Raw genomic sequence first — 12,734 nt, 5'->3', positions numbered from 1 at the left:
ACCGCGTCTTCCTCCCGTCTGCGTTAGTCACTGCAGGCCTTTTTGGCCTTTGTTGCCGTACTGGGGGATTTCATGTTGTCTGCGTTTCGTTCGTTCACACCCTTGTCTGCCCGCCCATCGCTGCTGGCAGCCTGTCTGGCCCTGAGCCTTCAGGCCGAAGCGGCGCCGGTAGAGCTGAACCTGCCGGCGCAATCGCTGGCGATATCGCTGAGCCAGTTGGCCCAGCAAGCCAAGGTGCAATTGCTGTTCGACGAAGCTCTGCTGCGCAGCGTGCCAGCCCCGGCACTCAAAGGCCCTTACGAAGCTCAGGAGGCCATCGATCATCTGCTGCGTAACAGCCGCTTCGCCGTGGTCAAAGTTGGCAGCACTTACGTCGTGCGCCTGCGCGAAGACGATCCGACCGCCGATAACGGTATTCAGTTGGGCGCCGTGAGCATCGTCGGCGACGGCCAGCAGGTGGATTCGAGCACGGTCGGCCGTTCGACCCTGACCCAGGAAGACATCGACCGCTACCAGCCCAGCAACATTCCCAGCGTGCTCGCAACACTGCCTGGGGTGAACATGGGCGGCTCAGCCAAACCCGGTGGCCAGACCATCAACATCTGGGGTCTGGGGGACGCCGAAGACGTCCCGATGAGCGTCGATGGCGCGACCAAAAGCGGCTTTGAGCGCTATCAGCAAGGCACCATCTTCATTGAGCCTGAACTGATCAAGAACATCGAGGTGGAGAAAGGCCCGCACTCGGTCTTCACCGGCAACGGTGGCTTCGGCGGCAGCGTCAACATGACCACCAAAGATGCCCCGGACCTGCTGCAGGAGGGCCGCAACAGTGGTGCCATGCTCAAGTACGGTTATGCCAGCAACGACCATCAGCAGGTCTACAGTTCAGCGCTGTTCGGTCGTACCGATGATGGTCGCATGGATGCCCTGGTCTACCTGACCAAACGTGACGGCGGCGACATGAAACTGGCCGACACCCTGCCTGACCCGGACAACGACTACCCGATAAATCCCAAGCGCCTGCCCAACAGCGCCCTGGACCTGGACGGCGCGTTGCTCAAGTTCAACATGCAGCTGACGGACGAGCACAGCCTGGGCTTTTCCTGGTCGCGTTCGCAAAGCGAGCGCTGGGCGCCGTTCTCGTCTACCGCCTACCCGACGCCGCCAACCCAGTCAGACATCGACAGGTTCGGCTACGACAATGCCCTCAAGCGCTTCCTGGCCCAGCGCACCACCACCGATACCACCTGGTCGACCACCTACAAGTACCAGCCGATCAACAACCCGCTGGTGGACCTGCAGGTGAAGTACTCGCTGTCCGATACCGAGCAGACCGACGAGCGTGATGCCACTGCCTACTTCCAGCCCTCCACCGGCGGGCGCAAGATGGACACCGAATACAGCGACCAGATGCTCGACGTGCGCAACACCAGCCTGTTTGCCACCGGCCCGTTGGAACATGCCTTCACCGCTGGCTTCCAGGTACGCCGCCACGAACGTGACACGCAGATGTGGATGCCCGGCAAGAAATACGAAACACCTCTGTACAACAATGGCAACTACCAGCCGTACTTCATGCCCAGCGGTAGCGTCGACAGTCAGGGTTATTTCATCCAGAACGCGATCACTCTGGGTGACGTGACCCTGACCCCTTCCCTGCGCTACGACCACGTTGCCAACAAGGGCAAAGACAACGACGCGCCGTTCTACAACAATGCCAAGCTGGGCCACGACTACAGCGAGAAGACCTACAGCGGCTGGTCGCCACGTTTGTCGATTTTCTGGAAGACCAACGAACAGACAGCCTTCTTCGCCGACTACAGCAAAACCTGGCGCGCGCCGGTACTCGATGAACAGTTCGAGGTCCAAGGCATGGGCAGCCGTACTGCCACCAGCCGCAACCTCGACCCTGAGCGCATCACCGCCCTGCGCGCCGGTAACATCACTAACCTGTCGAATGTCTTTACCGACCAAGACATGGTGCTGATCCGCACCACCCTGTTCCGTAATGAAATCGACGACGAGATATTCAAAGCCACCGGCATCGGTTGCCCAGAGCAACTGGTCACCGGTGAAAGTATTTCCAAATCCTGCGGCGGTGGGCTGATGTCCAACTACCGCAATATCAACAGCGTGACCATCAAAGGCTTTGAGGTCGAAAGTTTTTACGATTCCACCTATCTGTTCGGTTCGCTGTCGTACTCATGGATGACTGGTCGCCATGAAGGCGCCTACACCAACCCGTGGGGGCCGGACGTCTGGGCCAAGGACATTCCGGCACCGAAATGGATCACCACCCTAGGCGTGAAAATCCCCAGCTGGGACGCCAAAGTGGGCTGGCAGGCACAATTTGTGCGCAAGACCGACCGCCTGCCGAGCGACAGCTACCGCGAAGGTCCGGCAAGTTCTCTGGGTGACCGCTACTACGATCACTACGCTAATGACGACTACCAGATCCATGGCCTGTTCGCTAACTGGAAGCCGCAGCAGCCGTACCTCAAAGGCACAGAGGTCAACCTGACCGTCGATAACCTGTTCAACAACGACTACCGCGCCGAACTCAGCGGTGCCTATGCCTACAGCCAGGGGCGCAATGCCAAGGTGAGCATTTCCCGCTTCTTCTGAGCCTGCCCCTGCGCAACTGTACGGATGATCTTGTGACCAACTGTAACAAGATCATCCCCGTCAGCTGTGGCTCAATGGCTGGACTTACCCGCCACAGGCGTTTGCTATGTCCAGCCGCGAAAACACCGGGATGGCCCTTGGCCTTCTGGGTGTCATCATTTTCAGCCTGACCCTGCCGATGACGCGAATCGTCGTACAGGAACTGCATCCTTTGCTCAACGGCCTGGGGCGTGCCTTGCTGGCGGCAATTCCAGCGGCGGCGCTGCTGTTGTGGCGGCGCGAGAAGTGGCCGACCTGGCAGCAGATCAAGGGCCTAAGCCTGGTGGCGCTGGGAGTTATCCTGGGCTTTCCGGTGTTTTCCGCCTGGGCCATGCAAACCGTACCGGCCTCCCATGGCGCGCTGGTCAATGGCCTGCAGCCCTTGTGCGTGGCCTTCTATGCCGCCTGGTTGTCCCATGAGCGACCGTCGAAAGCCTTCTGGGCCTGTGCGGCGCTGGGCAGTGCACTGGTACTGGTGTACGCAATGATCATGGGGGCCGGACAGATTCAGGCCGGTGACCTGTTGATGCTGGCAGCGATTGCCGTCGGTGGGCTGGGCTATGCCGAAGGCGGAAGGCTGGCGCGAGAGATGGGCGGCTGGCAAGTGATCTGCTGGGCCCTGGTGTTGTCCAGCCCGCTGCTGATTGGCCCGGTGGTGTACCTGGCTGTGCAACATCAAGGGCCGGTCAGCGCACAGACGTGGTGGGCGTTTGGTTACGTGTCGCTGTTTTCCCAGTTCATTGGCTTCTTTGCCTGGTATGCCGGCCTGGCCTTGGGTGGCATTGCCCGGGTCAGTCAGATCCAGTTGCTGCAGATCTTCTTCACCATCGCCTTTTCGGCGTTGTTCTTTGGCGAGCAGGTCGAGCCGATTACCTGGGTGTTTGCTGCCGGGGTCATCGGCACCGTGGTGCTGGGGCGCAAGACCCGTGTACACCCGGCGCCCTCAACAATCCCTGCCCAACACTAAACGTGTTTGCCAGGGATTGCTGATAAACGGTGGGAGACGCCTTGCTGGCGATACAATCGGCGCAGTATCAGCTGTTACGCAGCGCCTGCATCACTGGCAAGGCCAGCTTCCACAAAAAAACCATCGGCACGTAGCAAGGTTTCCAGGCAGTGTTCCTTGACCCCGTAGAATGCCTTGAGCTGCTGGATCTTCTCCAGCAACGCCGTTGAATCCACCGGCGTCTGGCGCTTCACCGCAAGGATCATCTTGTTCTTGTTGGTGTGCTCAAGCGAGATGAACTCGAACACCTTGGTCTCGTAGCCACAGGCCTCCAGGTACAACGCGCGCAGGCTGTCGGTAAGCATCTCGGCCTGCTGCCCCAAGTGCAGTCCATACTGCAGCATCGGCTTGAGCAGACCCGGGCTGTGCAGTTGCGGGCGTATCTGTTTGTGGCAGCACGGTGAACACATGATGATCGCTGCACCACAACGAATACCGGTGTGGATCGCGTAATCGGTAGCGATGTCACAGGCATGCAGGGCGATCATCACATCGATGGTGCTAGGTACCACGCTGCGCACATCACCGCACTCGAACACCAGCCCCGGATGCTCCAAGCGGGCGGCAGCGCCATTGCACAACTCGACCATGTCCGGACGCAACTCGACGCCGGTGACCTGGGCCTCACGCTGCAAGGTATTGCGCAGGTAATCGTGAATGGCGAAGGTCAGGTAACCCTTGCCCGAGCCGAAGTCAGCCACGCGCAAGGATTGATCGGCGGCCAGCGGCGCCGAGTTCAGTGCATGAGAAAACACTTCGATGAACTTGTTGATCTGTTTCCACTTGCGTGACATCGCCGGGATCAAGGCCTGCTGCTTGTCAGTGACCCCCAGGTCATGCAAGAACGGCCGACTCAGTTCCAGGTAGCGCTTTTTCTCCCGGTCATGCTCACCCGCCGCAGCCTGACGCTCCTGCTGCACGGCACTGCGATGGAGCATTGGCTTGCCCTTCTTGCTGAACTCCAGCTGCGCTTCATCGCTCAGGCTCAACAGGTGGGCATTACGAAACGAGCCCGGCAACAGTTCAGCCACCAACGCCAGGGCTTCTTCATTGGCCAGGTTCCGGGTGATGTCGCGGGTCTGGTAACGGTAGACAAACGACAGGCAGGCCTGCCCCTTGACCATCAAGGGTTTGGCGATAATCCGCTGCAAGGCTTGTTCAGTGCCGACATGGCGCGCCAGCACCAGTTTGATCAGCGCGTTCTGTTGCAGGCTGGTGGCGAGCAGGCTCAGAAACTGCGCACGCGCATCCGGCGCGGCCTGGGCGGTGGGGGAATCGGACATCGGGGGTGGGTGCCTCGGGTTGCGAAGGGAGCGGCTAGGCGCAATGCCGGGCATTTTACGTGGATGACCGGCCTGCGCACAGCTTTTGTCGATCAGCGTTCGCCGCTCACGCCAACACCACCAGACGGTTGGGCAGTTCGTTACGCTCATGGGTCAAGGGCACATGCTCGGTCAATACCCGCCCACAGGCCTCAATGCAGGTGACAAAACCCTGCAAGGTCTGGCCCTGGCGTACCTGTTCGGTAAAGCGCTGGACGATAGCGTCCCAGACCTGGTTGTCCAGACGCCGCGAAATGCCTTCATCAACGATGATTTCAACATAGCGCTCGGCCTCACTGACGAAGATCAGCACCCCGGTACTGCCTGCGGTGTGGTGCAGGTTCTGCTCGAGAAACTGCCGCCGGGCCAGGTTCGAGGCGCGCCAATGGCGTACCGATCGGGGGATCAGCCGCGTTGTCAGGCTGGGCAAGCGAAACAACAGGCACAGGGCAATGAAGGTCAGCCACTGGGCAATCAGCAAGCCGTCGACGCTAATCCAGCCGCCCAGGTAATACACCGCACCAGGCACCAGCAAGGCCAACAGGCTGGCCCAAAGCAATGGGATATAGGCGTAGTCGTCGGCGCGGGTTGCCAGGACTGTCACCAGTTCGGCGTCAGTGCGTCGCTCGACCTGAGCAATTGCCTCGGCCACCTGGCGCTGTTCAAATTCACTGAGCAATGTCATGCACGGGATATCTCGTTGATTATTGTTTTACCAGCCACCGGAAGAGCCACCGCCACCGAAGCCGCCTCCACCGCCACTGAATCCACCGCCGCCACCGCCCCCCCCAAAGCCGCCATAGCCACCACCGAAACCACCGCCCATGCCACCCATGCCGCCACGGCCACCGCGCCCGCCGCCCAAGCCCATGGACTGCGCAGCGAAGACGACGATGATCAGCAGCACAAACAGGCCGACGGCCCAGGCTGGAGCGCCCTCTTCATCACTACCACCCTGGGCCCGTGACGGTTCGGCCAAGGGATTGCCGCCCAGTACCTGAAGGATCGCTGCAGTCCCCTGGACGATGCCCTGGCTGAACTCACCCCGCCGAAACGCCGGGGTGATGATGCCGTTGATGATCACCGAGGCCTGGGCATCGGTCAGGCGCTCTTCGAGGCCATAGCCGACCTCGATGCGCAGCTTGCGCACCTGCGGTGCAACGATCAACAGCGCGCCGTTGTCCTTGCCCTTCTGGCCGATCCCCCAGTGGCGACCGAGTTGATAGCCAAAATCCTCGATGGGCAAGCCTTGCAGATCATTCACCGTGACCACCACGACCTGCTCGCCAGTGGCCTGTTCATGGCCTGTGAGCATGCGGTCAAGCTGCTCGCGGCTGCTGGCGTCAAGCAATCCGGCATTGTCCACCACCCGCCCGGTCAAGGTTGGGAAGCTGGGCTCGGCGCGCAGCGGAGTGACAATCAACAGCGCCAGCAGCAACAACCAGTGCAACAGACGCATCAGAATTTCACTTCAGGCGCTTTGTCTGCATCGCTGGCAGTGGCCTCGAAATTTTCCCGTAGCGGCAGGTTGCTGTACATCACGGTGTGCCACAGGCGACCAGGAAAGGTGCGAATCTCGGTGTTGTAGCGCTGCACCGCAGCGATGAAATCCTTGCGCGCTACGGCAATGCGGTTTTCCGTGCCTTCAAGCTGCGATTGCAAGGCCAGGAAGTTCTGGTTCGACTTCAAGTCCGGATAACGCTCGGAGACCACCATCAGGCGGCTGAGCGCACCGGTCAGTTGCGACTGCGCCTGCTGGAATTGCTGCAACTTCTGCGGATCGTCCAGGGTGCTGGCATCGACCTGAATCGAGGTGGCCTTGGCCCGTGCTTCAATGACCGCAGTCAGGGTTTCCTGCTCCTGTTTGGCATAGCCTTTGACCGTTTCCACCAGGTTGGGGATCAGGTCAGCGCGGCGCTGATACTGGTTCTGCACCTGGGCCCAGGCGGCCTTGACCTGCTCATCGTAGTTGGGAATGTTGTTGATTCCGCAACCGGCCAACAGACTGGTGAGCACCAGCAACAGCCACACCTTTGCGCCCTTGAACTGGATGACCTGCATAGTTGCCCTACTCCTTGATCAGCGTGAACCCTGGTACTTGAGGCATAATCCGTCACCGCCGCTGGATCGTAATGGCCCAATCGGCTAAAAGATGCCCCAGCAAACTACAACAATAGCCGCTTCCCCCATTTCGGCTGGGCAGTATCACCGTGAATACTGCCCTGAGCCTTGAGAATAGAACTTCATGAACAAGCTGTGTTTGCTGGGCCTCCTCGTCAGCCTGGCCAGTCAGTCGGCCTTTGCCGACACCCCTGCAGATCCGTTGAAGAACAAACAGGTATTTATTGCCGACCTGATGGGCCAGATGACCCTGGACGAGAAAATCGGCCAGTTGCGCCTGATCAGCATCGGCCCGGAAATGCCTCGCGAAATGATTCGCAAAGAAATCGCAGCGGGGCGCATCGGCGGTACGTTCAACTCGATCACCCGCGCCGAGAACCGTCCGATGCAGGACGCAGCCGGGCGCAGTCGCCTGAAGATTCCGATGTTCTTCGCCTATGACGTGATCCACGGCCACCGCACGATCTTCCCGATCAGCCTGGCCCTGGCCTCGAGCTGGGACATGGACGCAATCGCCAAGGTCGGCCGAGTCTCTGCGCTGGAAGCGGCCTCCGACGGTATCGACATGACCTTCGCGCCCATGGTCGATATTGCCCGAGATCCGCGTTGGGGCCGCACCAGCGAAGGCTTTGGTGAAGACACCTACCTGGTCTCGCGCATCTCCAAGGTCATGGTCGAGTCCTTCCAGGGCAAAAGCCCGGCAGAGCCGACCAGCCTGATGGCCAGCGTCAAGCACTTCGCCTTGTACGGCGCCGTTGAAGGCGGGCGCGACTACAACACGGTCGACATGAGCCCGACCAAGATGTTCAACGACTATCTGCCGCCCTACCGCGCCGCCATCGATGCTGGCGCCGGTGGCGTGATGGTCGCGTTGAACTCGATCAACGGCGTACCCGCCACGTCCAACACCTGGTTGATGCACGACCTGCTGCGCAAGGACTGGGGCTTCAAGGGCGTGACTGTCAGCGACCACGGGGCAATCACCGAACTGGTGCGCCACGGCGTCGCCCGTGATGGCCGTGAAGCGGCAAAACTGGCTATCAAGGCCGGCATCGACCTGAGCATGAATGACTCGCTGTACGGTGAACAACTGGCCAGCCTGCTCAACGCCGGCGAAATCAACCAGGCGGACATCGACAATGCCGTGCGCGAAGTCCTCGGTGCCAAGTACGACATGGGTCTGTTCGCCGACCCGTACCGTCGCATCGGTAACGCCAGCGACGATCCGGCCGACACCTACGCCGACAGCCGCCTGCATCGCGCCGAAGCCCGTGATGTGGCGCGCCGTAGCCTGGTATTGCTGGAGAACCGCGAGCAGACCCTGCCGCTGAAAAAGTCCGGCACCATCGCCCTGGTCGGTCCATTGGCCGATGCACCCATCGACATGATGGGCAGTTGGGCCGCCGCTGGCCGCCCGCAGCAGTCGGTGACCGTGCGGGAAGGCATGCGCCAGGTGCTCGGTGACAAGGCCAAGGTGATCTACGCCAAAGGTTCCAACGTTACCCACGACAAGGCGATCCTCGACTACCTTAACTTTCTCAACTTTGATGCCCCGGAAATCATCGATGACCCACGACCGGCCGCCGTACTGATCGACGAAGCCGTCAAAGCAGCCAAACAATCCGATGTAGTGGTTGCCGTAGTCGGTGAGTCACGGGGCATGTCCCATGAATCGTCGAGCCGCACCACCCTGGAAATCCCGGCAGCCCAACGCGAGTTGATCAAAGCGTTGAAAGCCACCGGCAAGCCGCTGGTGCTGGTGCTGATGAACGGCCGACCGCTGTCGCTGAGCTGGGAGCGCGAGCAAGCCGATGCCATCCTCGAGACCTGGTTCAGTGGCACCGAAGGCGGCAATGCCATTGCCGACGTGCTGTTTGGCGACTACAACCCGTCGGGCAAACTGGCCATCACCTTCCCACGCTCGGTGGGGCAGATCCCGATGTACTACAACCACCTGAGCATTGGCCGCCCCTTCACCCCGGGCAAGCCTGGCAACTACACCTCGCAATACTTCGAGGAACCCAACGGCCCGCTCTACCCGTTCGGCTACGGCTTGAGCTACAGCGATTTCAGCCTGTCGCCGTTGACCCTGTCGAGCAAGACCCTGAAAAAGGGCCAGACCCTCGAAGCCAGCGTGCGGGTCAAGAACACTGGCAAGCGTGACGGCGAAACCGTGGTGCAGCTGTACGTCCAGGACATCGCCGCGTCAATGAGCCGCCCAGTGAAGGAGTTGAAGAACTTCCAGAAAGTCATGCTCAAGGCCGGTGAAGAACGCACCCTGCGCTTTCAGATCAATGAAGATGACCTGAAGTTCTACAATACCCAGTTGCAGTGGGCAGCCGAGCCCGGCGAGTTCAATGTCCAGGTCGGACTGGACTCCCAGACCGTGCAGCAACAGCGCTTCGAATTGCTGTAAACCGTTGCCACGCTCCAAGGGAAGGCCAGGAGGCCTTCCCCCTCTGCCGGGATCCGCCCCATGCCTTATTCCTTTCGTGCCCTGCGTCTGGGGTTGATCATTTTCTTCATCCTGGCTGGCACCTTGTTCAGCGCAGGCTGGGCCATGCATCAGGCCAAACGCCAAGCGATGGTCGAAGATGCTGGCCGTGCCAACCAGCAGTTGGGCCTTTATGCCAACTCGTTGCACACCCTGATCGAACGCTACCGCGCCCTGCCCGCCGTATTGGCCCTGGACCCGGAGCTGATCAGTGCCCTCAATGGTCCGGTCAGCAACCAGGTACAGGACGCCCTAAACCGCAAACTCGAACGCATCAACGGCGCGGCCAACTCGTCGACTCTGGAACTGCTGGACCATACCGGACTTGCCGTAGCGGCCAGCAACTGGCGCCTGCCCAGCACCTATGTCGGCTCCAACTATGGTTTCCGCCCTTATTTCAAACAAACCCGCAGCCAGGGCAGCGGACGCTTCTATGCCGTCGGCGTGACCAGCGGCGTGCCCGGCTACTTCCTCTCCAGCGCGGTGCAGGATGAGAACAGTCGCTTTCTCGGCGCCATGGTGGTCAAGCTGGAGTTCCCGGAGCTGGAGCGCGAATGGCGCCAAGGCAGCGATATCCTCCTGGTCAGCGACGCCCGCGGGATCATCTTTATCGCCAATCAGGACGGTTGGCGTTACCGCGAACTCAATCCACTGACCGACGCCGACCGGGCCGAACTGGCGGCCACTCGCCAATACGACAAGCAACCACTGGTGCCCTTACAACATCAGGTGCTCAGCCGTTTCGACGACAACAGCCACCTGATGCGCGTACAGGGGCCTGAAGGCAGCACCGACTACCTGTGGGAAAGCTTGCCGCTGGAAGCCGAGGGTTGGACCCTGCATCTGTTGCGCAAACCGCAGGTCAGCGACGACGGGCGCAATGCCGCCCTCGCCGCTGCTGCCGTGTGGTTGAGCCTGGTCTTCGCGCTGCTGTTCATCAGTCAGCGTCTGCGCCTGGCGCGCCTGCGCCAACGCAGCCGTGACGAGCTCAAGCGCCTGGTCGAGGAACGTACCCGTGAGTTGCGCACGGCCCAAGAAGGCCTGGTGCAATCGGCCAAGCTCGCGGCCCTGGGGCAAATGTCGGCAGCCCTGGCGCACGAAATCAATCAGCCGCTGACCACCCAGCGCATGCAGCTGGCGACCCTGCGCCTACTGCTCGACAACCAGCGCTACGATGAAGCACGTTTGGCCCTGGAGCCGCTGGAGCAGATGCTCAAGCGCATGGCGGCACTCACCGGCCACTTGAAGACCTTCGCCCGCAACAGCCCCAGTGGCTTGCGTGAACGTTTGGACCTGGCCACCGTGGTCGACCAGGCGCTCCAGTTACTGGAGGCACGAATTCGCGCCGAACAGGTTGAAGTCTCGCTGTACCTGGCTCGCCCGGCCTGGGTGCGCGGTGATGCCATCCGCCTGGAGCAAGTGTTGATCAACTTGTTGCGCAATGCCCTGGACGCGATGCTCGGTAAGAGCTACAAACGCCTGGAAATCCGCATCGAAGCCGAGGCTGAGCAATGGCGCCTGAGTGTGCTCGACAGCGGTGGCGGCATTGCCGCCGAACACCTGACCAATGTCTTTGACCCGTTCTTCACCACCAAACCTGTGGGTGAAGGGCTGGGCCTGGGCTTGGCGATTTCCTATGGCATCATTCATGAAGCTGGTGGGCGCCTTACGGTCGACAATCAACCGGGCGGCGCGCGCTTCAGCCTGACCCTGCCCTGTGATCTGGAGCCCTGATGTTCAATTCGGTAATGGTCGTCGACGATGAAGCCAGCATCCGCACAGCGGTCGAGCAGTGGCTGAGCCTGTCCGGTTTCACGGTGCAACTGTTCAGCCGTGCCGAAGACTGCCTGAGCCAGCTGCCCGTGCATTTTCCCGGGGTGATCCTCAGTGATGTGCGCATGCCCGGCATGGACGGCCTGCAGCTGCTTGAGCAACTGCAGGCGCGCGATGCCGACTTGCCCGTGATTCTGCTGACCGGCCACGGTGATGTACCGATGGCCGTCGAAGCCATGCGCACCGGTGCCTATGATTTTCTCGAAAAACCCTTCAGCCCGGAAAGCCTGCTGGGCAGCCTGCGCCGCGCCCTGGAAAAGCGCCAACTGGTGCTGGAGAATCGCCGCCTGCACGAGCAAGCCGACCTCAAGGCGCGCCTGGAACTGAACCTGTTGGGCATGTCGCAAGGCATGCAGCAACTGCGCCGGCAGGTGCTGGACCTGGCCAGCCTGCCGGTCAATGTGCTGATTAGGGGTGAAACCGGCAGCGGCAAGGAACAAGTCGCGCGCTGCCTGCACGACTTCGGCCCACGGGCTGGCAAACCCTTCGTCGCACTCAACTGCGCCGCCATCCCGGAGCAGTTGTTTGAGGCCGAGCTGTTCGGCCACGAAAGCGGTGCCTTTACCGGCGCCCAGGGCAAGCGCATCGGTAAGCTGGAATACGCCAACGGCGGCACGGTGTTCCTCGACGAAATCGAGAGTATGCCGCTGGCCCAACAAGCCAAACTGCTGCGCGTACTGCAAGAGCAGAAACTGGAGCGCCTTGGCGCTAACCAGAGCATTGCCGTTGATTTGCGAATCATCGCCGCCACCAAGCCAGACCTGCTCGAAGAGGCCCGTGCCGGACGCTTTCGTGAAGACCTGGCCTACCGCCTTAACGTTGCCGAACTGCGCTTGGCGCCGTTGCGCGAGCGGCGTGAAGACATTCCCTTGCTGTTCAACCACTTTTCCCGCCTGGCCGCCGAGCGTGTCGGTCGCAGCGCGCCACTGCTCAGCGGTGCGCACCTTGGCCGCTTGCTCAGTCACGACTGGCCCGGCAACGTTCGCGAACTGGCCAACGCTGCAGAACGTCACGCCCTCGGGCTGGGGGAACCGGCCATTGCCGAGGTCGAGTCCGGGCAGTCGCTGGCCGCCCAGCAGGAAGCGTTTGAAGCGCAATGTCTGCGCGCCGCCTTGAGTCGGCACAAAGGTGAGATCAAGTCAGTGATGGAAGAGTTGCAACTGCCGCGTCGTACCCTCAACGAAAAGATGCAGCGCCATGGTCTGTTGCGCGAAGACTTTCTCGGCGCAGACCATCGGCACTAAGCAAAATTTTGCCGATCACCCTTAAACCGATGAGCGGATTTCCGCTTATC

Annotated in this window: 9 protein-coding genes; 5 read left to right on the top strand and 4 right to left on the bottom strand. The window is 61.0% G+C overall.

Features of this window, described 5'->3' with window-relative positions; all coding sequences use genetic code 11:
- Positions 1-72 precede the first annotated feature (72 nt).
- A complete protein-coding gene (locus CX511_RS05875; protein ID WP_101293721.1) occupies positions 73-2,625 on the top strand; it encodes a TonB-dependent receptor in 2,553 nt (850 codons plus the stop codon).
- A gap of 106 nt (positions 2,626-2,731) precedes the next feature.
- Positions 2,732-3,631, top strand: coding sequence for a DMT family transporter (locus CX511_RS05870; RefSeq protein ID WP_101293722.1), 900 nt, complete (start codon positions 2,732-2,734; stop codon positions 3,629-3,631).
- 74 nt (positions 3,632-3,705) lie between these two features.
- Here CX511_RS05870 and CX511_RS05865 read toward each other — a convergent pair whose 3' ends face one another.
- From CX511_RS05865 to CX511_RS05850, 4 genes are all read right to left on the bottom strand, one after another.
- A complete protein-coding gene (locus CX511_RS05865; RefSeq protein ID WP_045185589.1) occupies positions 3,706-4,953 on the bottom strand; it encodes a class I SAM-dependent methyltransferase in 1,248 nt (415 codons plus the stop codon).
- Between the two features lie 106 nt (positions 4,954-5,059).
- Positions 5,060-5,677, bottom strand: a complete 618-nt coding sequence (locus CX511_RS05860) for a TPM domain-containing protein (protein ID WP_045185586.1) — start codon at positions 5,675-5,677, stop codon at positions 5,060-5,062.
- Between the two features lie 27 nt (positions 5,678-5,704).
- A complete protein-coding gene (locus tag CX511_RS05855) occupies positions 5,705-6,451 on the bottom strand; it encodes a TPM domain-containing protein (protein WP_045185583.1) in 747 nt (248 codons plus the stop codon).
- Positions 6,451-7,053: a LemA family protein gene (locus tag CX511_RS05850; RefSeq protein ID WP_045185579.1), complete on the bottom strand. Its 603-nt coding sequence runs from the start codon at positions 7,051-7,053 to the stop codon at positions 6,451-6,453. Before CX511_RS05850 ends, CX511_RS05855 begins: the two co-directional genes overlap by 1 nt.
- A gap of 184 nt (positions 7,054-7,237) precedes the next feature.
- Between CX511_RS05850 and bglX the strand changes: the two genes are divergently transcribed.
- From bglX to mifR, 3 genes are read left to right on the top strand one after another with little or no spacing between them, the layout of a single operon-like run.
- Positions 7,238-9,529: a beta-glucosidase BglX gene (gene bglX / locus CX511_RS05845; RefSeq protein WP_101293723.1), complete on the top strand. Its 2,292-nt coding sequence runs from the start codon at positions 7,238-7,240 to the stop codon at positions 9,527-9,529.
- Positions 9,530-9,589: 60 nt separating this feature from the next.
- Positions 9,590-11,341, top strand: a complete 1,752-nt coding sequence (locus tag CX511_RS05840) for a sensor histidine kinase (RefSeq protein WP_045185574.1) — start codon at positions 9,590-9,592, stop codon at positions 11,339-11,341.
- Positions 11,341-12,684 carry a two-component system response regulator MifR gene (gene mifR, locus CX511_RS05835; protein WP_045185571.1) on the top strand — a complete coding sequence of 448 codons (1,344 nt, stop codon included), beginning with the start codon at positions 11,341-11,343 and terminating at the stop codon, positions 12,682-12,684. Before CX511_RS05840 ends, mifR begins: the two co-directional genes overlap by 1 nt.
- The last annotated feature ends 50 nt before the right edge of the window (positions 12,685-12,734 follow it).

Source organism: Pseudomonas sp. S06B 330 (assembly GCF_002845275.2).
Classification (GTDB): Bacteria; Pseudomonadota; Gammaproteobacteria; order Pseudomonadales; family Pseudomonadaceae; genus Aquipseudomonas.
This window is presented reverse-complemented; position numbering and strand designations above follow the sequence as displayed.